The sequence below is a fragment of the Streptomyces sp. NPDC090127 genome (assembly GCF_044746945.1).
In the GTDB taxonomy this organism is placed as follows: domain Bacteria; phylum Actinomycetota; class Actinomycetes; order Streptomycetales; family Streptomycetaceae; genus Streptomyces.
The window spans coordinates 548758-572123 of record NZ_JBIVDE010000005.1; the positions used below are offsets into that span (position 1 = coordinate 548758).

Here is a 23366-nt window from a genome sequence, read left to right on the forward strand (position 1 = left end):
TAAATGGATCGTAATGGAGAGTAAAGACTGCGGCATTATTTTCGGGGCAAACAGGGCAATGATTCACCGGTTGGGGTGACACTCCGTCGCCGTGCCGCTTGTCGTTTCATCTTTCCGGTCTCCAGGGTGCGACGTTGACGCCGCTCGCACGCCGTACGGAACTGAGGAGAGGTGGGCGGATGTCAGCCGCCGGGAGAAGGACCACTGTCCGCAGAAGGGCACTCGGCGCCGGTGCCCTCGCCGTCGCTCTGTTGGCCGGCCTGGCCGGATGCTCGGACCCCTCGGGGACGGCGCCGCCCAAGAGCGGCGGAGCCGCCGGGGCGAAGCAGCCCCCAGCCGGAGCCGCGCCGAACGCGGTGCGCCTGATCGGTGACGGTTCCACCGCCTTCACCGGCGCGCAGCCGCGTCAGCCGGTCTGGCAGAAGCTGAAGCCGGGTGAGAAGCCCCCGCAGTTCGTGGTGTTCTCCTGGGACGGCGCGGGCGAGGACAGCCAGAAGCTCTTCTCCCACTTCCGCGAGGTGGGGAAGAAGTACGACGCGACCATGACGTACTTCCTCAGCGGTGTGTACCTGCTGCCCGAGGAGAAGCGCAGCCTCTACGACCCGCCGGGTCACGCCGCCGGCAGCTCGGACATCGGCTTCAACGACGCCGAGGGCATCCGCGCCACCGTCCGCGAACTGCGCGGCGCCTGGCAGGAGGGCAACGAGGTCGGCACGCACTTCAACGGCCACTTCTGCGGCCCGGAGAGCGGCGTCGGCACCTGGTCGGTCGAGGACTGGAAGAGCGAGATCAAGCAGGCCAAGTCCTTCGTGAAGGGCTGGAAGTCGAACTCCGGCCTGAGCGCCGAGCAACCGCTGCCGTTCGACTACGACAAGGAGCTGGTCGGCGCCCGCACGCCCTGCCTGGAGGGCCGGGAGAACTTCGTGAAGGCCGCGTCCGAGCTGGGCTTCCGCTACGACACCAGCGGCGTCAACGACCAGATCTGGCCGAAGAAGGACCACGGCCTGTGGGATCTGTCGATGCACCTGGTCCCGATGCCCGGCCGCGCGTTCCAGACGCTCTCGATGGACTACAACTTCATGGTCAACCAGTCGGGCACGAAGACCCAGGGCGACCCGTCCCAGCACAAGTACTGGGGCGACCAGATGCGGGACGGCCTGGTGCAGTCCTTCAACCGGTCGTACCACGGCAACCGGGCGCCGGTGATCATCGGCAACCACTTCGAGTCCTGGAACGGCGGCACGTACATGCGCGCCGTCGAGGAGACCATCGCCACGGTGTGCGTGCAGAAGGACGTGAAGTGCGTGTCCTTCCGGCAGCTCGCGGACTGGCTGGACGCCCAGGATCCGGCGGTGATCGAGAAGATGCGGACCCTGAAGGTCGGCGAGGCCCCGAAGGGCGGCTGGGCGACCTTCCTGGCCCCCCAGCCGCTGGCCCCGTCGACGCCGCTCTCCCCGGCCTCGCCGCTCGCCACCGCCCCGGCGGGTCAGGCGGCCCCCGGCAAACCCTGAGGTCGAGCGGGCAGGTGGTCCCTCAGCCGGCCCCGATAGGCCTTGAGGTTCCACGGGCAGGTGGTCCCTCAGCCGGCCCCGATAGGCCGTGAGGTTCCGCGGGCAGGTGGTCCCTCAGCCCGCTGAATCGGCTGGCCATCAGCCGGCCGTCAGTTGGGCATCAGCTGGGCTGGGGGACCGCCAGCTCCTCGCCGAGCACGAAACCGGGGTCGACCTGGGCCGCCAGGTCGACGCCGGTCTTGGCGTTGCCCCAGCTCTCCGCGTTCCGCAGGTGGAAGTGGACCATCTGGCGCGTGTACCGCTCCCAGTCGCGATGGGCGTACGAGTCGTCCGCCGCGTCCTGGAGGGCCTGGAGCGCCATCCGGTTGTCCGCCTCCAGGAGCTCGAACCGGGCGGGCCGGCCCTTCTCCATCGAGCGGACCCAGTCCGAGTGGCCGACCGTCACCAGCAGGTCGTCGCCCACCTCGGAGCGCAGGAAGTCCAGGTCGTCCGGGCCCTGCACCTTGTTGCCGACGACCTTGAGCGCGACGCCGAAGTCCCGCGCGTACTCCTTGTACTGGCGGTAGACCGACACCCCCTTGCGGGTCGGCTCGGCGACCAGGAACGTCATGTCGAAGCGGGTGAACATCCCCGAGGCGAAGGAGTCCGAGCCGGCCGTCATGTCGACGACGACGTACTCGTCCACCCCGTCGACCAGGTGGTTCAGGCACAGCTCCACGGCGCCCACCTTGGAGTGGTAGCAGGCCACGCCCAGATCCGACTCGGTGAACGGCCCCGTCGCCATCAGCCGGATGTCGCCGTCGTCGAGGCGCACGGTCCGCGCGCAGGCCTCGTACACCGGGTTGTCCTCGCGGACCCGCAACAGCTGTGAGCCCTCACCGGGCGGAGTCGTCTTGATCATCGACCCCGCCGAGGCGATCCGCGGGTTGGAGCCCCGCAGGTACTCCTTGATCATCGGCAGATGCGCGCCCATCGCGGGCAGCGCAGCCGCCTCGGCCTCGTCGAGCCCGAGCGCGGTCCCGAGATGCTGGTTGATGTCGGCGTCCACCGCGACGACGGCGGCCTCGTTGGCGGCGAGATGGCGGATGAAGAGCGAGGACAGCGTGGTCTTGCCGCTGCCGCCCTTCCCTACGAAAGCGATCTTCATGTTCACGAAGCGTAGCGGCATGATTGCGTCGAGTGGTCAAGGTCCGTGAAGAAGACCACTCCAAGGTGGGGCGGGCGGCGCGGGCGCGTAGCCTCGCTACTTATGAGTACGCACGCCTCTGACCCCCTGGCCGCCCTCGGCTCCCTGCCGGGCGTCGCCGATTCGGTGGACTCCGTACGCAAGGCCGTCGACCGGGTCTACGGCCACCGCGTGATGCGGCGCCGCAGCAACGAGATCACCTCCGAGGCCGCCCTGCGCGGGGCGCGCGGCTCGGCCGCGCTGTCCGGCGCCGACTGGGCCCTGGAGGAGGTTCGCCGGCGTACCGACTTCGGCGGTGACGCCGAGGCGCGGACGGTCGGCGCGGCCCTGCGGCTGGGCGCCGAGGCGGGCCAACTGCTCTCCATCTGGCGCCAGTCGCCGCTCCGGGTGCTGGCCCGGCTGCACCTGGTCGCGGTCGGCGACGCGGCGCCCGGGCCGGCTTCGGCGGACGGGGCGCTGAAGGCTGCCTCGGCGGACGGGGCGGCCTCGGCGAGCGGGGCGGCCTCGGAGGAGTGGGGCGATTCGGTCGGCAGGCCCCGGCAGCTCGGCGAGACCGTCGACGAACCGCTGATCGAGGCGCCGCTGCCGGACCCGGCGGAGGTCGCGGGGCGGCTCGACGGGCTTTCCGAACTGATCATCGCGGGCGGTACGGCCCCGGCGCTGGTGACCGGGGCCGTGGTGCACGGCGAGCTGCTCGCGCTGCGCCCCTTCACCTCGTACAACGGGCTGATCGCCCGGGCCGCCGAGCGGATCGTGCTGATCGGCAGCGGGCTCGACCCCAAGTCGATCTGTCCGGCCGAGGTCGGGCACGCGGAGCAGGGGCGGGCGGCCTACCTCGCCGCGTTCGAGGGGTACCTGTCGGGAACTCCGGACGGTATGGCGGCCTGGATCGCCCACTGCGGGCGGGCTGTGGAGCTGGGGGTCCGGGAGTCGACGGCGGTCTGCGAGGCGCTCCAGCGCGGCGCGGCCTGAGGGAGGCGCTCCAGCGAGACGCTGCCTGCGGGGAGGCGCTCCAGCGAGACGCGGCCTGCGGGGAGGCGCTCCAGCGAGGCGCTGCCTGCGGGGAGGCGCTCCAGCGAGGCGCTGCCTGCGGGGAGGCGCTCCAGCGAGGCGCTGCCTGCGGGGAGGCGTCCGGAGAAACGGCCCGGACAGGGTTGCGGCGGTACCAGTCCTGGTACCGCCGCTGGCACGTCCGCCGAGTTACCAAGCGTCCTCGATATGTGCCCATCAGGCGGGGAACTTTGCCCGTCGCCTGGTGCGGCTGGCCCGTAATCGACGGGTCGACGTCGCGTGGGTGCTCAGTTTCTGTGCGTGGTCCGTGGGGCCTTCTTGCTCAACAGGTGATCCTCTCGGATGTCCTAGGTCTCGCGGGCCTGATTCCTTTCTACTCCTGTCGAGTGGGAAGCGAAAGCCCTGGCTCCGCTTCTTTTGCCGTCGGCTCACATTCGGGCAAAGCGATCGGCAAGGGCGGTGTGGCGCCGTCGGTTCGCGTACCAGACCAGCCCGGCCGTCGCGGCGGCCGCGCCCACGGCGGCGGCGGCGAGAAGCGCGGGGCGCGGCGGCATCCGGAAGGCGGGCAGCCGCTGCTTGAGCCGGACCGGCTTCTCGAACGCCAGGATCGGCCAGTCCCGGGCGGTGGCCTCGCGGCGGAGCGTCCGGTCCGGATTGACCGCGTAGGGGTGGCCCACCGACTCCAGCATCGGTACGTCGGTCGCCGAGTCGCTGTACGCGTAACAGCGCGAGAGGTCGTACCCCTCCGACTCCGCCAGCTCCCGGACCGCGTCCGCCTTGGTGGGCCCGTAGGCGTAGTACTCCACCTCGCCGGTGAAGCAGCCGTCGTCGCCGACGACCATTCGGGTGGCGACGACCCGGTCGGCGCCGAGCATCTCGCCGATCGGCTCGACCACCTCGGCGCCGGAGGTGGAGACGATCACCACGTCCCGGCCGGCGGCGTGGTGCTCCTCGATGAGGGACGCCGCCTCGTCGTAGATGATCGGGTCGATCAGCTCGTGCAGGGTCTCGGCGACGAGCTCCTTGACCTGCGCGACGTTCCATCCCTTGCAGAGCGCGGAAAGGTATTCCCGCATCCGCTCCATCTGATCGTGGTCGGCGCCGCCCACGAGGAAGACGAACTGGATGTAGGCCGTCCGCAGGACGGCCCGGCGGTTGATCAGTCCGCCTTGGTAGAAGGACTTGCTGAAGGTCAGCGTCGAGGACTTCGCAATGACCGTCTTGTCCAGGTCAAAGAAGGCGGCTGTGCGCGGCAACGAGTGGTTTTCCACAAGCCGAGCATAGGTGCCCGCCATTCGGCGTACGCTCGGGCGTGTGGGTTTGCCTGAGAAGGCTCTCGGGTACACCATGGAAGTCACGGATCGTTCGCGACCGTGCTAACCCGGTCCGGCTCCTCCCCCCCCGAGTCGGCCGGAGAGACGACCCCCGCTCTCCCCCCCGGCGGGGGTCGTCGCATGTCCGGACGCGTTTTCGTCCGTCGAATCCTCACCTCTCCCCCTCTCCGCGGCCGGGTGGCCGCGATGTCGTGATGCCTCCATTTCGTCACTCAGCGTAGCGGCCGGGCTGCTCTCCGGGCATCCCCGGTATGGGGCATGGGGATATTCACATCCGCTGGGTTATCCACAGTTTTCGAGCAAGATCCACACGATTTCCGGGATGGCGCCACGGTGATTCCGACCGCGAACTCCGCGGACGGCAGGAATCACCGATCTCGACCGCGCGACGAGCGCGGACGGGATCGCATCGACAGGGGGCGTGTGCGGTGGCGGGAACCATGACTTTCAGGACCTCGGGGCCTTCGCGGGCGGACGGCGTTTCGAGGTGGAGCGGGGCGGCGCGGGAGGCGAGCACGCCGGCCGCCTGGAGGCCGGGCGGGCCTGGGGGGGTGCGCGGGGCTCTGGGGGTGCGCGGGGCTTCGGGAGCGCGCGGGGCTTCTGAAGTGCGCGGGACTCTGGGGGCGGCCGGATCGTCGGAGGACGTCCGGGTGGGCGGCCCGCTGATCGTGACCGAGGACCTCGCGCTCCTCGACGACCTGCTGCGGCTGTGCGCCGCCGCGGGAGCCGAGCCCGAGGTGCACCACACCGTGCCGGAGCGCCGAGCCAGTTGGGCCGACGCCCCGCTCGTCCTGGTCGGCGACGACGCCGCGGCGCGCTGCCGTGGGGCGGCGCGCAGGCAGGGGGTGATCCTCGTCGGCCGGGAACGGGACGATCCCGACGACCCCGACGTGTGGCGGCGAGCCGTGGAGATCGGCGCCGACTGTGTGCTGCGGCTGCCGGACGCCGAGAGCTGGCTGGTGGACCGCATCGCCGATGCGGCGGAGGGCGCGGGCCGGCAGGCCCTGACCGTCGGCGTCATCGGCGGACGCGGCGGGGCGGGGGCCTCCACCCTGGCCTGCGCGCTCGCGCTGGCCGCCGCCAGGACCGGGCGGCGCACCCTGCTCGTGGACGGCGACCCGCTCGGCGGCGGCCTGGACGTCCTGCTCGGAGGGGAGCGGGCCGAAGGCAGGCGGTGGCCCGACTTCGTCGCCTCCAAGGGCCGCGTCGGTGGCGGCGCCCTGGAGGAGTCGCTGCCCTCGGTGCGCGGACTGCGGGTGCTCAGCTGGGACCGTGGCGAGGAGGTCCAGGTGCCGGCCGAGGCCATGCGCGCCGTGCTCGCTGCGGCCCGCAGGAGGGGCGGCATCGTCGTCGTGGACCTGCCCCGCCGGATCGACGAGCCGGTGACCGAGGCGCTGGCCCAGATGGACCTCGGACTGCTCGTGGTCCCGGGCGAGTTGCGGGCCGTCGCCGCGGCCCACCGGGTCGCCTCCCTCGTGGGTGGGGTGCTGGACGACCTGCGCGCCGTGGTCCGCGGACCGTATGCGCCGGGGATCGACGAGCAGTGGGTCGCGGACACCCTGGGGCTGCCGCTCGCGGGGGAACTCCCGCACGACCCGGGGCTCCTGGCCGCGCTCGACGGCGGGGCGCCGCCGGGCGGCGAGGCGCGCGGCCCGCTCGGCCGGTTCTGCGCCGCGTTCTGGGAGCGTGCGCTCGCCCCGGAGGCCGTCTCATGACGGCCACGGCGCACGAGGGCGGCGCGGGACTCCTGGAGGCCGTACGCCGGCGGCTCGCCGAGAGCGGAGCCGAACCGACACCGGCCAGGGTCGCGGCGGCGCTGCGGGCGCAGGGGCGGCTCCTGGGCGACACGGAGGTCCTGGGCGCGGCCGAGGCGTTGCGGAGCGAACTGGTCGGCACCGGCCCGCTGGAGTCGCTGCTCGCCGACCCCGACGTCACCGATGTGCTGGTCTCCGCCCCCGACCGGGTCTGGGTCGACCGGGGCGCCGGCCTCGAACTGACCGCCGTCCGCTTCCCGGACGCCCCGGCCGTGCGCCGGCTCGCACAGCGGCTCGCGGCGGTCGCCGGCCGACGCCTGGACGACGCCCGCCCCTGGGTGGACGCCCGGCTCCCGGACGGGACCCGGATGCACGCGGTCCTGCCACCGGTGGCCGTCGGATCGACGTGCCTGTCGCTGCGGGTGGTGCGGCCCCGCGCGTTCTCCGTGGGGGAGTTGACCCGGGCGGGCACCGTCCCGCCCGGTGGCGAGCGGATCCTGCGCGCCCTGATCGAGGCCAGGGTCTCCTATCTGATCTCCGGAGGCACGGGGTCGGGAAAGACGACGTTGCTGTCCACGCTGCTCGGTCTCGTCGGAGAGCGGGAGCGGATCGTCCTCGCCGAGGACTCGGCCGAACTGCGGCCCGACCATCCGCACGTGGTGCGTCTGGAGGCGCGACCCGCGAACCAGGAGGGCGCCGGTCTGGTGACCCTGCGGGACCTGGTCCGGCAGGCGCTGCGGATGCGACCGGACCGGCTGGTGGTCGGCGAGGTGCGGGGCGGGGAGGCGGTCGACCTGCTGGCCGCGCTGAACACCGGCCATGAGGGCGGCTCGGGCACGCTGCACGCCAATACGGCCGCGGACGTACCGGCCCGGCTCGAAGCCCTCGGGACGGCCGCCGGACTGGACCGGGCCGCGCTGCACAGCCAGTTGGGCGCGGGCCTGTCGGCGGTGCTGCATCTCGTACGGGACCGGGCGGGGCGCCGGCGGATCGCGGAGATCCATGTCCTGGAGCGGGATCGCGAGGGTCTGGTCGTGACCGTTCCCGCGCTGCGCTGGGGCGCGTCCGGGTTCGAGCGGGAGCGCGGCTGGGAGCGGCTGCGGTCGCTGATCGGGGGTGGCTCGTGAGCGGGAGCCAGTGGGCGATGGTCCACGGTGCGGCGGTGCTGTGCGCCGGGGCCGCGTTGTGGCGGGTGGCCGAGCGGGGGCGGGGCCTGCGCAGGGCGCGGCTGGTGCTCGCGGGCGTCGGTGCTCCGGGCGCCCAGGGGCTTGAAAGGGCCCCGGACCGGTCCGGTCCGTCCTGGTGGGCGGTCGGCGAGCGATGGTGGGCCGCTGTGCGGGGGCGGCGTGCCTGGCTCTGTCTGGCGGTGGCGGCGGTCCTCGCGGTCCTCGGGGAGTCTCCGCTGCCGTTGGTGGCGGGGGCGGTCGCGGTGCCCCTGGTCGGGCGCCGGCTGCGGGCGGCGGCGCTCCGCAGGGCGAGGGAGGCGCGCTCGGACGCCGTGGTGGGCCTCTGCGGCACGGTCGCGGCCGAGCTGAGGGCGGGGCGGCAGCCTGCGGGGGCCCTGCTGTTCGCGGTCAGGACGGCGGGGGCGCTCGGGCCGCGGGAGGAGGCGGAGGTGCTCGCGGCGGCCCGGTTCGGCGGCGATGTGGCCGGGGCGCTGCGGAGGGCGGCGCGCCAGGACGGGGCGGACGGGCTGGCCGGTCTGGCGGCCTGCTGGCAGGTCGCGGTGGACGGCGGCGCGGGGCTGGCCGCGGGACTCGACCGGCTGGAGGCGGCGCTGCGGGAGCACCGGGACCAGCGGGAGCGCCTGCGGGCCCAACTGGCTGGTGCCTGGGCGACGGTGGCCGTCCTCGCGGTGCTCCCGGCCGTGGGACTCGTGCTCGGTTCGGCGCTCGGCGCCCGCCCGCTGTACGTGCTGCTGCACACGCCTGTGGGTCTCGGGTGTCTGGCCGTCGGCGCGGCCCTGGAGGCGGTCGGCCTGTGGTGGGCGGCCCGGATCGTGCGAGGAGGGGAGCGGGTGTGACCGCTGTGGCGGGACTTGTGGGCCCTGCCGGGGGGTTCGTCCACAGGCTGGGGGTGCTGGTCGTGGTGCTCGCCTCGTTGGCCTGGGCGTTCTGGACGGTGGTCGACCGGCGACGTGAGCGGAGGACCCGGAGGCGGATCGAGGCCCTGCTGGGCAGCCGGCCGGTGCGCGGTCGACGGTTCGGGAGCGGATGGCCGCTGTGGCTGCGGACCTGGGCCGCCCCGCTCGCGGCGACGGCCCTCGGGTGTGCCCTCGTCGGTGGGGTGCCGGGAATCCTCGCCGGGGTGGCGGCGGGCCTGGGCGTACGGCGGTGGCGTGCGCGACGGGTACCAGCGGCCGGTGACCAGGAAGAGGCGGCGCGGCAGTTGCCGCTGGCGGCGGACCTGTTGGCGGCCTGCGCGTCCGCCGGAGCGGGTCCGGTCGAGGCGGCGGAGGCGGTCGGGCGGTCGCTGGGCGGACCGGTCGGCGAGCGGTTGATGCGCACGTCCGCGGAGCTGCGGCTCGGCGGCGAACCGGCCGACGTGTGGCGGAGGTTCGGCGCGATACCCGGCGCCGAGGGGCTGGCCCGATGCCTCGAACGATCCGGCTCCTCCGGGGCGCCCGCGGCCGAGGCCGTCTCGCGCCACGCGGCCGACCTGCGCGCCGACCGGGCCCGCAGGGCGGCGGCCCGGGCCCAGCGGGCCCAGGTCCTGATCACCGCGCCCGTGGGGCTCTGCTTCCTGCCCGCGTTCCTCGCGGTGGGTGTGGCCCCGGTGGTGATCGGCCTCGCGACCGGACTGCTGCGGAACTGACCGGAGGCCACGAAGACCGGCACGACGACGAACGCGACCACGACGAACACGACCACGAACTCGACGACGAACACGACCACGAACACGAAGACGAAAACGACGACAACACATGGGGGTTGGCATGACCGGGACGCAGGGGAAGCAGAAGCGGTGGACGGGCGGCGCGTGGTGGCGGGTGCGGCGGGCCGCGGCCCGGGGCGACGCGGGGATGACCACGTCGGAGTACGCGATGGGGACGATCGCGGCGGCCGGCTTCGCGACGATCCTGTACAAGATCGTGACCAGTGGATCGGTCTCCGGAGCGCTGGAGTCCGTGATCGGGAAGGCGCTCGATGCGCCGTTCTGACGACCGGGGCGTCGTGACCGTGGAGGCGGCGATGGTCCTGCCCGCGCTGGTGGTGTTCACCATGGCCCTGGTCTGGGCGCTCGCCGCCGCCGCGGCGCAGATCCAGTGCGTGGACGCGGCGCGGGCCGGGGCCCGGGCGGTGGCCAGGTCGGAGCCGGTGTCCGGCGCCGAGGCCGCCGCGCGGGCGGCCGCGCCGGAGGGCGCCCGGGTCTCGGTCACCCGTTCGGGCGAACTGTGGCGGGTGACCGTGGAGGCCCCGGCCCCCGGTCCCGGCGGGATGGGCCTGACGCTGCGCGCGGGCGCGGCGGCCCTCGCCGAGGACACGGTGGGGGTGACGGCGCCGTGAGCGGCGGCCGGAGCGTGGGGGCTCCCGGCGCGGCCGGGAGGGGTACGGCGGTGGCTCCGATGCGGGGCCCCGGCCGGGACCGGGGAGTGGCGACGGTGTGGACCGCCTTCGCGGCCTGTGTCCTGTGCGTGGTGTTCGGCGCCGTCCTCGCGCTGGGGCAGGCGGTGGCTGCCCGGCACCGGGCGGGCGGGGCCGCGGATCTGGCCGCGCTCGCCGCCGCCGACCGGGCCCTGTGGGGCGAGGAGACCGCCTGCGCCGCGGCCGCCCGGGTCGCCGCGGCGCAGGGGGCGGCCGTGGTGCGGTGCTCCGTGCGGGGCGACGTCGCGGACGTGACGGCGGCGGTGCGCCTCGGGCCGTACGCGCCGGCGGTCAGGGCGCGGGCGGGGCCTCCTGGGGCGCTGCCGGGGCTTCCCGCAGCAGTTCCGTGAGCAGGCGCACGGCGCCGCGCTTGTGGAGCGGGTCGTTGCCGTTGCCGCACTTGGGGGACTGGATGCAGGAGGGGCAGCCCGCCTCGCACTCGCAGGAGGAGATCGCCTCCCTGGTGGCCGTCAGCCAGGTGCGGGCGGTGTGGAAGGCCCGCTCGGCGAAGCCCGCGCCGCCCGGATGCCCGTCGTAGACGAAGACGGTGGGCAGCAGGGTGTCGGGGTGGAGCGGCACGGAGACCCCGCCGATGTCCCAGCGGTCGCAGGTGGCGAAGAGCGGCAGCAGGCCGATGGAGGCGTGTTCGGCGGCGTGCAGGGCCCCGCCGAGGATCTCCGGGTTGATCCGGGCGGCGTCCAGCTGGTCCTCGGTCACCGTCCACCACACGGCCCGGGTGCGCAGGGTGCGGGGCGGCAGGTCGAGCTTGGTCTCGCCGAGCACCTCGCCGGTGATCAGGCGGCGGCGCAGGAAGGAGACGACCTGGTTGGTGACCTCGACGGAGCCGTAGCAGAGGCGGCCGGCGCCCCAGGGGATCTCGGTGTCGGTCTCCAGGACGGAGATGGAGGTGGTGTCGCGGGCGGTGGTCGAGTACGGCGGGGAGGCCTCCTCGACGAGGGCCACGGAGTCCTTCAGGTCCAGGGTCTTCACCACGTACGTACGGCCCTGGTGGAGGTGGACGGCGCCCTCGTGGACGGCGGTGTGGGAGGCGGCCTCGTCGACCGTGCCGAGGAGGCGGCCGGTGGCGGCCTCCACGATCTGGACGGGGCTGCCGCCCCCGCCCCGGATGTCGGTCAGGTCGGCGGCCCGCTCGCGGCGGGTCCAGTACCAGCCGGTGGAGCGTTTCCGGAGCAGTCCGGCGCCCTCCAGCTGGGGCAGCAGCTCGGTGACGGCCGGGCCGAAGAGGGCCAGGTCGGCGTCGGTCAGCGGCAGCTCGGCGGCGGCGGCGCACAGGTGCGGGGCGAGGACGTAGGGGTTGTCGGGGTCGAGGACGGTCGACTCGACCGGCTGCTGGAAGAGCGCCTCGGGATGGTGGACCAGGAAGGTGTCCAGCGGGTCGTCCCGGGCCACCAGGATCGCCAGGGCGCCCTCGCCCGAGCGGCCGGCGCGGCCCGCCTGCTGCCACAGGGAGGCCCGGGTGCCCGGGTACCCGGCGATCACCACGGCGTCGAGCCCCGAGACGTCCACGCCCAGCTCCAGGGCCGTCGTGGCGGCAAGCCCGAGGAGTTCGCCCGAGTGCAGGGCGCGTTCCAGGGCCCGGCGCTCCTCGGGGAGGTAGCCGCCGCGGTAGGCGGCGACGCGGCGGGCCAGCGAGCGGTCGACCTCGGCGAGCCGCTCCTGGGCGATGACCGAGATCAGCTCCGCGCCGCGCCGGGAGCGGACGAAGGCCACCGAGCGGACGCCCTGGACGGTCAGGTCGGTCAGCAGATCGGCGGTCTCGGCGGTGGCCGTACGGCGCACCGGGGCGCCCTGCTCGCCGTGCAGCTCGGTCAGCGGCGGCTCCCAGAGGGCGAAGACCAGCTCGCCGCGTGGGGAGGCGTCGTCGGCGACCTCCGCGACCGGCAGGCCGGTCAGCCGGCCCGCGGCGAGGGCCGGCTCGGCCGAGGTGGCGGAGGCGAGCAGGAAGACGGGGTCCGCGCCGTACCGGGCGCAGACGCGGCGCAGACGGCGCAGCACCTGGGCGACGTGGGAGCCGAAGACGCCCCGGTAGGTGTGGCACTCGTCGATCACGACGTAGCGCAGGGAGCGCAGGAAGGAGGACCACCTGGGGTGGGAGGGGAGTATGCCCCGGTGCAGCATGTCGGGATTGGTCAGCACGTAGTTCGCGTACTGGCGGACCCACTCGCGTTCCTCGACGGGCGTGTCGCCGTCGTAGACGGCGGGCCGGATCCGGTTGCCGAGCGGAGCCGCCAGCTCCCGGACCGCGCGGCGCTGGTCGGCGGCGAGGGCCTTGGTGGGCGACAGGTAGAGCGCGGTGGTCCCCCGGCCGTTGGCGGCCTCCGAGCCGTCCAGGAGGGTCGACAGGACGGGGGCGAGGTACGCCAGCGACTTGCCCGAGGCGGTACCCGTGGCGATCACCACGGATTCGCCGTCCAGGGCGAGCTCGGCGGCCTGGGCCTGGTGGGCCCAGGGGTGCTCGATGCCCGCCGCCTGGATGGCGGCGATCACCTCCGGCCGGATGCGATGCGGCCAGACTGCATGCCGACCCGCCCGGGCGGGCAAGTGCTCCGTATGAGTGATGCGCGCGGCTCGGCTCTCTCCCGAGGAGAGCCGGTCGAGGACCATGCCGGGAGAGGGGCGGCTGCCCCTGTCCCCGGCTGGACGACTGGGGCGGTGATTCTTGGCCATCGGCACCGAGTGTGTCACTGGCGTGACGGACAATGCTCCCAAGGCGTCGTGCATGGCTGCTGGTAAGTGATTGAATGCCATCGCGGCTGGCGATCCGTCCCCCGACTCCGCCGGGGAGACTTGAGGAACGACCGCTCGATAGCAAGGTGCTGGAGGATCCGTGGACCTGTCCCTGTCGACTCGCAATGTGTCCGGCCCGAGTGGCGACCGTACGGTCGTCGAGGTCGGTGGCGAGATTGATGTGTATACCGCGCCCAAGCTGCGCGAGCAGTTGGTCGAGTTGGTGAACGACGGCAGCTACCACCTGGTTGTCGACATGGAAGGCGTGGACTTCCTCGACTCGACCGGCCTCGGCGTGCTGGTGGGCGGCCTGAAGCGCGTGCGCGCGCACGAAGGCTCGCTGCGCCTGGTCTGCAACCAGGAGCGCATTCTCAAGATCTTCCGGATCACGGGTCTGACCAAGGTGTTCCCCATTCACACCACGGTCGACGAGGCTGTCAACGCCACCGACTGACGGCCGGCCCAGGTCGGAAGAAGGAGTGGAGAACCGGGTCTGGCACGCCCGGTCCTCCGAGTTGCCCGCCCAGACGTTTTCAGGGGGACCGCATGGCCACCGTCGAACTCCGCTTCAGCGCCCAGCCCGAGCACGTCCGCACGGCCCGCCTCGTGGCGGCCGCGGTGGCGCGCCGGGCCGGGGTGGACGAGGCGGTCCTCGACGAGGTCAGACTCGCGGTCGGTGAGGCGTGCTCCCGCGCCGTCGGGCTGCACCGCAGCAACGACGTCATCACTCCCGTCCGGGTCGTGCTGACCGAGGAGGAGAAGACGTTCTCCATCGAGGTCGGCGACGAGGTGCCGGGCGCGGGCGTGGCGGCGGCCGATGCCGCCGGTGTGCCCGGTGCGCGGGACGAGGCTCCGGTCGAGGAGTTCGACGACGCCGACGGCGAGGACGAGATGGGTCTCGCGGTGATCCGCGGGCTCGTCGACGACGTCGAGGTGCGGGCCGGCGAGGAGGGCGGGGTCATCAGGATGAGCTGGCCGACGACGCCGGCGGTCGTGCTCCCCTGACCGACGCGCTCCGATCGACCCGCTTCGACCGGCCCGGTGCGATCGACCGCTTCGATCGGCCCGTCGCCGTCGCTCCGGTCGGACAATTCGAGATCATGAGAAGAGGCCCTGCCGAGCAGGGCCTCTTCTCATTTGTCCAGATCATCGATCATGTGTCAATGCTTTGGGCCCATTACCGCATTCGGTGGGAAGATCGTGGCAATGGTGAATTCCATTGCGGCGCCCTGTTTTGATCAGGTTCCGCTCCCTACAATCCGTCCACATCTTGAGCTCGCAACGTCAAGGAGGACGAATGGCGGGGCTCTTCAACCCAGAACTGGCCGGACACCCCACTTCTCTCGCCGCAGCGGTACTCACGGACGAGAACCGTACGATCGTGATCGTCATCGCGGCCGTCGCGCTCGCCGCTCTGCTCGTCGCCCAGGTGCTGGTACGCCAGGTGCTGGCCGCCGGTGAGGGCACCGACTCGATGAAGGAGATCGCCGCCGCCGTGCAGGAAGGCGCCAACGCCTATCTCGCACGGCAGTTGCGCACCCTCGGCATCTTTGCCGTCGTCGTGTTCTTCCTGCTGATGCTGCTGCCCGCCGACACCTGGTCGCAGCGCGCCGGACGTTCTCTGTTCTTCCTGGTGGGTGCGCTTTTCTCGGCGGCCACCGGATACATCGGCATGCGTCTCGCCGTACGGGCGAATGTACGCGTGGCCGCAGCCGCGCGAGAGGCGACCCCGGCGCCGGGAGAACCGGAAAAGGATCTGACGGACGTCTCCCACAAGGCCATGAAGATCGCTTTCCGCACGGGCGGAGTGGTCGGCATGTTCACCGTGGGCCTCGGTCTGCTCGGTGCCGCCTGTGTCGTCCTCGTCTACGCCGCCGACGCGCCCAAGGTTCTGGAGGGCTTCGGCCTGGGAGCGGCCCTCATCGCCATGTTCATGCGTGTCGGCGGCGGCATCTTCACGAAGGCGGCCGACGTCGGCGCCGACCTCGTCGGCAAGGTCGAGCAGGGCATCCCCGAGGACGACCCGCGCAACGCGGCGACCATCGCCGACAACGTGGGCGACAACGTCGGCGACTGCGCGGGCATGGCCGCCGACCTCTTCGAGTCGTACGCCGTCACGCTCGTCGCCGCGCTCATCCTGGGCAAGGCCGCCTTCGGCGACCTCGGCCTCGCCTTTCCGCTGATCGTCCCGGCGATCGGTGTGATCACCGCGATGATCGGTATCTTCGCGGTCGCCCCGCGGCGCTCCGACCGCAGCGGAATGTCCGCCATCAACCGCGGCTTCTTCATCTCCGCAGTGATCTCCCTCGCCCTGGTGGCGGTCGCCGTCTACGCCTACCTGCCGTCCTCCTACGCCGACCTCAAGGGCGTCACCGAGGCCGGGATCCAGGACCACCCCGGCGACCCGCGGGTCCTCGCCCTGGTCGCCGTCGCCATCGGCATCGTCCTGGCCGCGCTGATCCAGCAGCTCACCGGCTACTTCACGGAGACGACCCGGCGCCCGGTCAGGGACATCGGCAAGTCCTCGCTCACCGGCCCCGCCACCGTCGTCCTCGCCGGCATCTCCATCGGCCTGGAGTCCGCCGTCTACACGGCCCTGCTCATCGGCCTCGGGGTCTACGGCGCGTTCCTGCTCGGCGGTACGTCCATCATGCTGGCGCTCTTCGCCGTCGCCCTGGCCGGTACCGGACTGCTCACCACCGTCGGTGTGATCGTCGCCATGGACACCTTCGGCCCGGTCTCCGACAACGCGCAGGGCATCGCCGAGATGTCCGGCGACGTCCAGGGCGCGGGCGCGCAGGTCCTCACCGACCTGGACGCCGTCGGCAACACCACCAAGGCCATCACCAAGGGCATCGCCATCGCCACCGCCGTCCTGGCGGCGGCCGCGCTCTTCGGTTCGTACCGGGACGCCATCGCCACGGCGGTGTCCGACGTCGGGGCCAAGGCCTCCGAGATGAATCTCTCGATGGACATCTCGCAGCCCAACAACCTCTTCGGGATGGTCCTCGGCGCGGCGGTCGTCTTCCTCTTCTCCGGCCTCGCGATCAACGCGGTCTCGCGCTCGGCCGGCGCGGTGGTCTACGAGGTGCGGCGGCAGTTCCGCGAGCACCCCGGGATCATGGACTACACCGAGAAGCCCGAGTACGGACGGGTCGTCGACATCTGTACCAAGGACGCGCTGCGCGAGCTCGCCACGCCCGGGCTGCTCGCCGTGATGGCGCCGATCGCGGTCGGCTTCAGCCTCGGCGTCGGCGCGCTCGGCTCGTACCTCGCCGGCGCCATCGCGACCGGCACCCTGATGGCGGTCTTCCTCGCCAACTCCGGCGGCGCCTGGGACAACGCCAAGAAGCTCGTCGAGGACGGCCACCACGGCGGCAAGGGCAGCGAGGCGCATGCCGCGACGGTCATCGGCGACACCGTCGGCGACCCGTTCAAGGACACCGCGGGCCCGGCCATCAACCCGCTGCTCAAGGTGATGAACCTGGTCGCCCTGCTGATCGCGCCCGCCGTGGTGCAGTTCAGCTACGGCGACGACGCCAGCGGCGCACTGCGGACCCTGGTCGCGATCCTCGCGATCGCCGTCATCGTCGTCGCGGTCTACATCTCCAAGCGACGCTCCGTGGTCGTCGGGGACGACGAGAGCGACGGCGTGAACGGGGACGTGGGTGACGAAGGCAACGCCGCGCGCCGATCGGCCGCCTCACCGGATGCTCCGGTGATTTCGTAACACCAGCTCAGAAGGCGGGCGGGCAGCACGTACTGACGTGCTGTCCGCCCGTCGGCGCGACCGGCGTGAGGCGTGTCTCCCTTGGTGCAATCGGCTGCAATAGGGGACGAATCCGTCGCACGAAAGGTGGATGGCGCCCGCTCGGCGTGTATGTTCCGGGGCCGAGAGCCTTGGAAGGGACCGATCCGTGAACAAGAAGCTTGCTGTCGCGCTGTCAGGCGCCGCTGTACTGGTGCTCACGCTGTCCGGCTGCAGCGACGACGGCGACAAGGTGAACGACTGGGCCAAGACGGTCTGCGACCAGGCGAAGCCCCAGATCCAGAAGCGGGCCGACGCCCAGCAACTGATCATCTCCACGGCCGCGGACGGGAAGCCGGCCGACATCCAGGCCGCCGACTCGAAGGCCTTCCAGGACATCGCCAACGCGGACCGTGCCCTGGCCAAGGCCATCGAGGGCGCGGGAGTTCCGCCGGTCGACAACGGCGAGAAGCTCCAGCAGGACGCGGTCACGGAGCTCAACGCCACGGCGGTGGCCTACGAGGGGCTGAAGAAGCAGGTCGACGCGCTCGACCCGAACAACCAGCAGAAGTTCGCGGACGGTCTGCAGGACGTCGCCGACGGCCTGAAGAAGATCGAGAAGATGGACCAGGACGCGCTGGCCAAGCTCCAGTCCGGTGAACTGGGCACGGCCATGGCGAAGCAGCCGGGCTGCCAGAAGGCGACCCCCTCGCCCGCCGGCTCCGCCTCCCCGAAGGCGGGCTCCACGCCGTCGGGCAAGGCCTCCGCCACGCCGTCGGGTTCCGCGAGCAAGTCCTCGGAGTAGCACCGACCTCCGAGTGTCGTACGAGCCCCGGGTCACGTACGAGCCCTCTGGTGTCGTGCGAGCCCTGGGTGTCGTGCGAGCCCTCTGGTGTCGTGCGAGCCCTGGGTGTCGTGCGAGCCCTGGGTGTCGTGCGAGTCCCGTGGTGTCGTACGAGTCCCGGGCGACGTACGAGTCCCCTGGTGTCGTACGAGGGCCCCGGACGAGCACGCCTCGCCCGGGGCCTTCGCGTGCCTGCGGTACGCGGCCGGTGCCGTCGACCGGGGCCCTTCGTGTGCGGTAGGCGGTCGGCGGCCCGTGCCGTCGGGCGGGGCTGACGCGGCATTGTCGGTGGCGGCCGCCACAATGGTGGGGTGAGTACGACCAGCCTGACCTCCCGCCTCCCCGTCCCCGCGCACGCCGCCCGGCTCCGCGAGGCCCTGCTCGCCGCCGACTTCACCGCCGACGGCCTGCTCGAACTGCTCGGCGCCCCCGCCTACACCGCGCTCGCCCGCAGCGAGACCGTGCCCGCGCTCCGGGCCACCCGGGGGGACTCCGCGCTGGAGACGCTCGTGCGGCTCTTCCTCCTCCAGCGCCCCGTCTCCCACGCCCGCGCCGCCGCCGCGCTGCCGCTGGAGGAGTGCCTGAAGGACGGCTGGCTGGTCCAGCTCACGGAGGACGGTGACACCGACGGCCAGGAGACCGGCGGTCAGGGCAGCGGCGGCCAGGTCGGCGCCACCGTGGACATCAGGCCGTACGGCGGGCCCGACGGGCAGGACTGGTTCATCGTCTCCGACCTGGGCTGCGCGGTCGGCGGCGCCGGCGGCATCGGCAGCAAGGACGAGGGCGTCGTCCTCGGCGTCGGCGGCGCCTCCACGACCCTGGCCGGCATCACCGTCCGTACGCCGGTGTCCTCCGCGCTCGACCTCGGCACCGGCTCCGGCATCCAGGCCCTGCACGCCGCCCAGCACGCCACGCTGGTCACCGCGACCGACCTGAACCCGCGCGCCCTGGACTTCACCCGCCTCACCCTCGCGCTCTCCGGGGCCCGCGAGGCGGAGCTGTTGCGGGGTTCGCTCTTCGAGCCGGTCGACGGCGACACGTACGACCTGATCGTCTCCAACCCGCCGTTCGTCATCTCCCCGGGCGCCCGCCTCACGTACCGCGACGGCGGGATGGCCGGCGACGACCTGTGCCGCACGCTCGTGCAGCAGGCGGGGGAGCGGCTCAACGACGGCGGATACGCCCAGTTCCTCGCCAACTGGCAGCACGTCGAGGGCGAGGAGTGGCAGGACCGGCTGCGCTCCTGGGTGCCGCGCGGCTGCGACGCCTGGATCGTGCAGCGCGAGGTCCAGGACGTCACGCAGTACGCCGAGCTGTGGCTGCGGGACAGCGGCGACCACCGCGCGGACCCGGCGGCGTACGCGGAGCGGTACGGGGCGTGGCTGGACGAGTTCGAGGCCCGGAAGACCAAGGGCGTCGGCTTCGGGTGGATCACCCTGCGCAAGAACGCGGCCGTGGCCTCCGGCGCGGCCGAGCCGTCGATCGTGATCGAGGAGTGGCCGCACCCCGTCGAGCAGCCCCTCGGCGACACCGTGCGCGCCCACTTCGAGCGCCAGGACTACCTGCGGTCGCGCGACGACGCGGCCCTGCTCGCCGACCACTTCACCCTCGCGCCGGAGGTCGTGCAGGAGCAGGTGGGGCTGCCGGGCGCCGAGGACCCGGAGCACGTCGTGCTGCGGCAGAACCGGGGCATGCGGCGCGCGACCAAGGTGGACCACGTGGGCGCCGGGTTCGCGGGCGTCTGCGACGGGACGCTCAGCGCGGGCCGGATCCTGGACGCGATCGGTCAGCTGATGGGCGAGGACCCGGTGCTGCTGCGGGACCGCACCCCGCAGGCCATCCGGCTCCTCGTGGAGGAGGGCTTCCTGCTCCCGACGGCCTGAGGCCGACACCCCGGGCGCCCCGATCGCCTCTCCGACGGCGTGAAGCCGACGCCCCAGCGGAGCCTGGCCGCTTCTCCGACGGCCTGAGGCCGACACCCCGGGCGCCCCGATCGCCTCTCCGACGGCGTGAAGCCGACGCCCCGGCGGGGCCTGGCCGCCTCTCCGACGGCCCGAAGTCAGCCGCCCCGGCGGAGTCCGGTCGCCGCCGAGGCCGGAAGCCGAATCCGCCGCGGCCCCGTCACCTCTCCCGACGCCCCGGTCCCTCGTGCGGTGAGGTGACCCCCGACACGCCGCGCCCGGCCGCGATGTGACGAACGAGATGGCCGGCGGTGGGGCACTACCGGCCATATTCGTGAACCCGTACGGGACCGCCCGCGTCGTTCACCCCGAATTCGCGCCAGTGACGCCGGGAGGTGCCAGCCTCGGCCTCCAGGGCCATCAGGGCCCGTGAAGGGAACGGGGTACGGGCATGGAGAGCGGGCCTGCGATCTTCGCCGGAACGGCGTTCGCGCTGTTCGGAGCCGCACTGCTGCTGTGGACGGGGGTGCGCGTGGCGCACGGCGAACCCGTCGCGCAGGGGGTCGCCACGCGGGTCGCCGCCACGCTCACGACGATCTTCGGATCGAGTTTCCTCCTCCTCGGGGTGTGGTGCTTCGGGCGGGTGTGACGAGGTCGTTCCGCTTGGCCGCGCCCCACAGGACCGGGAGTCCGGGCGGCAGGAATGCCAGGAGTCGGGTTACCGTTCGAGTGGCCGTTGCGGGCTTTCGCCGTTTGACACGGGGGCGGGTTGTACCGTCACACTCCGCAGCGACGGCAGCGTCACCAGGTGTGGCGCCGCTGTGCGAGCCGGCGGAGTGCCAGCGCCGTACGTGCCACCGAGCGTCGACCGGAGAGAAGAGCGAAGTTGTCCCCGACCAGCGAGACCGCACAGGGCGGCCGCCGACTCGTCATCGTCGAGTCGCCTGCCAAGGCGAAGACGATCAAGGGCTACCTCGGCCCCGGCTACGTCGTCGAGGCGAGCGTCGGGCACATCCGCGACCTCCCCAGCGGCGCCGCGGAGGTGCCGGAGAAGTACACCGGTGAGGTGCGCCGCCTCGGTGTCGACGTCGAGCACGACTTCCAGCCCATCTATGTCGTCAACGCCGACAAGAAGGCGCAGGTCAGGAAGCTCAAGGAGCAGCTGGCCGGGGTCGACGAGCTCTTCCTCGCCACCGATGAGGACCGCGAGGGCGAGGCCATCGCGTGGCACCTCCTCGAAGTCCTGAAGCCCAAGGTCCCGGTCCACCGGATGGTCTTCCACGAGATCACCAAGGACGCGATCCAGGAGGCCGTCCGCAACCCGCGCGAGCTGAACAAGCGCATGGTGGACGCCCAGGAGACCCGCCGCATCCTCGACCGTCTCTACGGCTACGAGGTCTCGCCGGTCCTGTGGAAGAAGGTCATGCGCGGCCTGTCCGCCGGCCGTGTCCAGTCCGTCGCCACCCGGCTCGTCGTCGAGCGTGAGCGCGAGCGCATCGCCTTCCGCTCCGCCGAGTACTGGGACCTCACCGGCACCTTCTCCACCGGCCGCGCCGGAGACTCCTCCGACCCGTCGTCGCTGGTCGCCCGGCTGAACACGGTCGACGGAGCGCGGGTCGCCCAGGGCCGTGACTTCGGCGCCGACGGGCAGCTGAAGAGCGCGAACGTGCTCCACCTCGACGAGGAGAAGGCGCGGGCGCTCGCCGCCTCGCTCACCGACACCTCGTTCAGCGTCCGGTCGGTCGAGTCGAAGCCGTACCGCCGCTCCCCGTACGCCCCCTTCCGTACGACGACCCTCCAGCAGGAGGCGAGCCGGAAGCTGGGCTTCGGCGCGAAGGCGACCATGCAGGTCGCCCAGAAGCTGTACGAGAACGGCTTCATCACCTACATGCGTACGGACTCCACGGTCCTCTCCGACACGGCCGTCTCGGCGGCTCGTGCGCAGGTCACGCAGTTGTACGGCGCCGACTACCTGCCGGAGAAGCCGCGGGTCTACGCGGGCAAGGTCAAGAACGCGCAGGAGGCGCACGAGGCGATTCGCCCTTCGGGTGATCGTTTCCGCACCCCGGCGGAGACCGGCCTGACGGGCGACCAGTTCCGGCTCTACGAGCTCATCTGGAAGCGGACCGTCGCCTCCCAGATGAAGGACGCGACCGGGAACTCGGTCACGGTGAAGATCGGCGGCCGGGCGGCCGACGGCCGGGACGCCGAGTTCAGCGCCTCCGGCAAGACGATCACCTTCCACGGCTTCATGAAGGCGTACGTGGAGGGGGCCGACGACCCGAACGCCGAGCTCGACGACCGTGAGCGCCGGCTGCCGCAGGTCTCCGAGGGCGACGCGCTGTCGGCCGAGGAGATCACCGTCGACGGCCACGCGACCAAGCCGCCGGCCCGTTACACCGAGGCCAGCCTGGTCAAGGAGCTCGAAGAGCGCGAGATCGGCCGCCCGTCGACGTACGCGTCGATCATCGGCACGATCCTGGACCGCGGCTACGTCTTCAAGAAGGGGACGGCGCTCGTGCCGTCGTTCCTCTCCTTCGCCGTGGTCAACCTCCTGGAGAAGCACTTCGGCCGGCTCGTCGACTACTCCTTCACCGCCAAGATGGAGGACGACCTCGACCGCATCGCGCGGGGCGAGGCCCAGGCGGTGCCGTGGCTGAAGCGTTTCTACTTCGGTGAGGGCGAGGCCTCCACCGCGGGCGGCGCGGCGGACGCCGGGAACGGCGACGGCGACCACCTCGGCGGTCTGAAGGAGCTGGTGACCGACCTCGGCGCGATCGACGCCCGGGAGATCTCCTCCTTCCCGGTCGGCGACGGCATCATGCTGCGCGTCGGGCGGTACGGCCCGTACGTCGAGCGGGGCGAGAAGGACACCGAGGGCCACCAGCGGGCCGACGTGCCCGAGGACCTCCCGCCCGACGAGCTGACGGTCGCGCACGCCGAGGAGCTGCTCGCCAAGCCGAGCGGCGACTTCGAGCTGGGCGTGGACCCGGTCAGCGGCAACCAGATCGTCGCGAAGGACGGCCGGTACGGCCCGTACGTCACCGAGATCCTGCCCGAGGACACCCCGAAGACCGGCAAGAACGCGGTGAAGCCGCGGACCGCCTCGCTCTTCAAATCCATGGCGCTCGACACGGTCACGCTGGAGGACGCGCTCAAGCTGATGTCCCTGCCGCGCGTGGTCGGGGCGGACGCGGAGGGCGTCGAGATCACGGCGCAGAACGGCCGCTACGGCCCGTACCTGAAGAAGGGCACGGACTCGCGGTCGCTGACGGAGGAGGAGCAGCTCTTCACGATCACGCTGGAGGAGGCGCTCGCGATCTACGCGCAGCCCAAGCAGCGTGGCCGGGCGGCCGCCAAGCCGCCGCTGAAGGAGCTGGGTGTCGACCCGGTCAGCGAGAAGCCGGTGGTCGTCAAGGACGGTCGCTTCGGCCCGTACGTCACCGACGGCGAGACCAACGCGACCCTGCGGACCGGCGACAGCGTCGAGGAGATCACGCCGGAGCGCGGCTTCGAACTGCTCGCCGAGAAGCGGGCCAAGGGGCCGGCGAAGAAGACGGCCAAGAAGGCGCCCGCGAAGAAGACGGCCGCCAAGAAGGCCGCCCCGGCGAAGAAGACGGCGGCCAAGAAGACCGCCGCGAAGAAGACGACGACGGCGAAGACCGCCGCGACGAAGAAGACGACGGCCGCGAAGAAGACGACAGCGGCGAAGTCGGAGTAAGGCTCTGAGCGGGTAAGGGGCGGG

Annotated in this window: 19 protein-coding genes; 16 read left to right on the forward strand and 3 right to left on the reverse strand. The window is 72.3% G+C overall.

Features of this window, described 5'->3' with window-relative positions; translation table 11 throughout:
- The first annotated feature begins 179 nt into the window (after nucleotides 1-179).
- The gene (locus ACIPPS_RS21400) at nucleotides 180-1511 is read left to right on the forward strand and encodes a hypothetical protein (RefSeq protein ID WP_401434283.1); all 1332 of its coding nucleotides are present in this window, start codon (nucleotides 180-182) and stop codon (nucleotides 1509-1511) included.
- A 160-nt stretch (nucleotides 1512-1671) separates the two neighbouring features.
- On the opposite strand, the gene ACIPPS_RS21405 is transcribed toward ACIPPS_RS21400, so the two are convergent.
- Nucleotides 1672-2658, reverse strand: coding sequence for an ATP-binding protein (locus tag ACIPPS_RS21405; RefSeq protein WP_401434286.1), 987 nt, complete (start codon nucleotides 2656-2658; stop codon nucleotides 1672-1674).
- A gap of 102 nt (nucleotides 2659-2760) precedes the next feature.
- Here ACIPPS_RS21405 and ACIPPS_RS21410 point away from each other — a divergent pair, with 102 nt between their 5' ends.
- Nucleotides 2761-3669: an oxidoreductase gene (locus ACIPPS_RS21410; protein WP_401434288.1), complete on the forward strand. Its 909-nt coding sequence runs from the start codon at nucleotides 2761-2763 to the stop codon at nucleotides 3667-3669.
- A gap of 467 nt (nucleotides 3670-4136) precedes the next feature.
- Here the strand turns inward: ACIPPS_RS21410 and ACIPPS_RS21415 are convergent, their stop codons facing one another.
- Nucleotides 4137-5003, reverse strand: a complete 867-nt coding sequence (locus ACIPPS_RS21415; protein WP_401434291.1) for an HAD family hydrolase — start codon at nucleotides 5001-5003, stop codon at nucleotides 4137-4139.
- A 644-nt stretch (nucleotides 5004-5647) separates the two neighbouring features.
- On the opposite strand from ACIPPS_RS21415, the gene ssd reads away from it, so the two are divergent.
- The 7 genes from ssd (at nucleotide 5648) to ACIPPS_RS21450 (ending at nucleotide 10730) form a co-directional block, all read left to right on the forward strand.
- A complete protein-coding gene (gene ssd / locus ACIPPS_RS21420; protein WP_401434293.1) occupies nucleotides 5648-6757 on the forward strand; it encodes a septum site-determining protein Ssd in 1110 nt (369 codons plus the stop codon).
- Nucleotides 6754-7923 carry a TadA family conjugal transfer-associated ATPase gene (locus ACIPPS_RS21425; RefSeq protein WP_401434296.1) on the forward strand — a complete coding sequence of 390 codons (1170 nt, stop codon included), beginning with the start codon at nucleotides 6754-6756 and terminating at the stop codon, nucleotides 7921-7923. The genes ssd and ACIPPS_RS21425 overlap by 4 nt, the downstream gene beginning before the upstream one ends.
- A 17-nt stretch (nucleotides 7924-7940) precedes the next feature.
- On the forward strand, nucleotides 7941-8819 hold the full coding sequence (locus ACIPPS_RS21430) for a type II secretion system F family protein (protein ID WP_401434667.1): 879 nt from the start codon (nucleotides 7941-7943) through the stop codon (nucleotides 8817-8819).
- Nucleotides 8816-9610, forward strand: coding sequence for a type II secretion system F family protein (locus ACIPPS_RS21435; RefSeq protein ID WP_401434299.1), 795 nt, complete (start codon nucleotides 8816-8818; stop codon nucleotides 9608-9610). Before ACIPPS_RS21430 ends, ACIPPS_RS21435 begins: the two co-directional genes overlap by 4 nt.
- A 121-nt stretch (nucleotides 9611-9731) precedes the next feature.
- Nucleotides 9732-9956: a DUF4244 domain-containing protein gene (locus ACIPPS_RS21440; RefSeq protein ID WP_401434301.1), complete on the forward strand. Its 225-nt coding sequence runs from the start codon at nucleotides 9732-9734 to the stop codon at nucleotides 9954-9956.
- Complete coding sequence (locus ACIPPS_RS21445; RefSeq protein ID WP_401434303.1) at nucleotides 9943-10302, forward strand: TadE family type IV pilus minor pilin; 360 nt, start codon at nucleotides 9943-9945, stop codon at nucleotides 10300-10302. The genes ACIPPS_RS21440 and ACIPPS_RS21445 overlap by 14 nt, the downstream gene beginning before the upstream one ends.
- Nucleotides 10303-10361: 59 nt before the next feature.
- Entirely contained in the window at nucleotides 10362-10730 is a 369-nt protein-coding gene (locus ACIPPS_RS21450; protein WP_401434669.1) for an Rv3654c family TadE-like protein, read from the forward strand.
- Here the strand turns inward: ACIPPS_RS21450 and ACIPPS_RS21455 are convergent.
- Complete coding sequence (locus ACIPPS_RS21455) at nucleotides 10672-13149, reverse strand: DEAD/DEAH box helicase (protein ID WP_401434305.1); 2478 nt, start codon at nucleotides 13147-13149, stop codon at nucleotides 10672-10674. The genes ACIPPS_RS21450 and ACIPPS_RS21455 overlap by 59 nt on opposite strands.
- A 79-nt stretch (nucleotides 13150-13228) precedes the next feature.
- Between ACIPPS_RS21455 and ACIPPS_RS21460 the strand changes: the two genes are divergently transcribed.
- From ACIPPS_RS21460 to topA, 7 genes are all read left to right on the forward strand, one after another.
- Nucleotides 13229-13582, forward strand: a complete 354-nt coding sequence (locus ACIPPS_RS21460; RefSeq protein ID WP_137988538.1) for an STAS domain-containing protein — start codon at nucleotides 13229-13231, stop codon at nucleotides 13580-13582.
- Nucleotides 13583-13674: 92 nt separating this feature from the next.
- Entirely contained in the window at nucleotides 13675-14133 is a 459-nt protein-coding gene (locus ACIPPS_RS21465; RefSeq protein ID WP_401434307.1) for an ATP-binding protein, read from the forward strand.
- A 292-nt stretch (nucleotides 14134-14425) separates the two neighbouring features.
- Nucleotides 14426-16858 carry a sodium-translocating pyrophosphatase gene (locus ACIPPS_RS21470; RefSeq protein ID WP_401434309.1) on the forward strand — a complete coding sequence of 811 codons (2433 nt, stop codon included), beginning with the start codon at nucleotides 14426-14428 and terminating at the stop codon, nucleotides 16856-16858.
- A gap of 187 nt (nucleotides 16859-17045) precedes the next feature.
- Nucleotides 17046-17681, forward strand: a complete 636-nt coding sequence (locus ACIPPS_RS21475; RefSeq protein ID WP_401434311.1) for a small secreted protein — start codon at nucleotides 17046-17048, stop codon at nucleotides 17679-17681.
- Between the two features lie 350 nt (nucleotides 17682-18031).
- On the forward strand, nucleotides 18032-19603 hold the full coding sequence (locus tag ACIPPS_RS21480) for a methyltransferase (RefSeq protein WP_401434314.1): 1572 nt from the start codon (nucleotides 18032-18034) through the stop codon (nucleotides 19601-19603).
- A 469-nt stretch (nucleotides 19604-20072) separates the two neighbouring features.
- Nucleotides 20073-20270 carry a hypothetical protein gene (locus ACIPPS_RS21485; protein ID WP_401434316.1) on the forward strand — a complete coding sequence of 66 codons (198 nt, stop codon included), beginning with the start codon at nucleotides 20073-20075 and terminating at the stop codon, nucleotides 20268-20270.
- A gap of 237 nt (nucleotides 20271-20507) precedes the next feature.
- Nucleotides 20508-23342: a type I DNA topoisomerase gene (topA, locus tag ACIPPS_RS21490; protein ID WP_401434319.1), complete on the forward strand. Its 2835-nt coding sequence runs from the start codon at nucleotides 20508-20510 to the stop codon at nucleotides 23340-23342.
- Nucleotides 23343-23366: the final 24 nt, after the last annotated feature.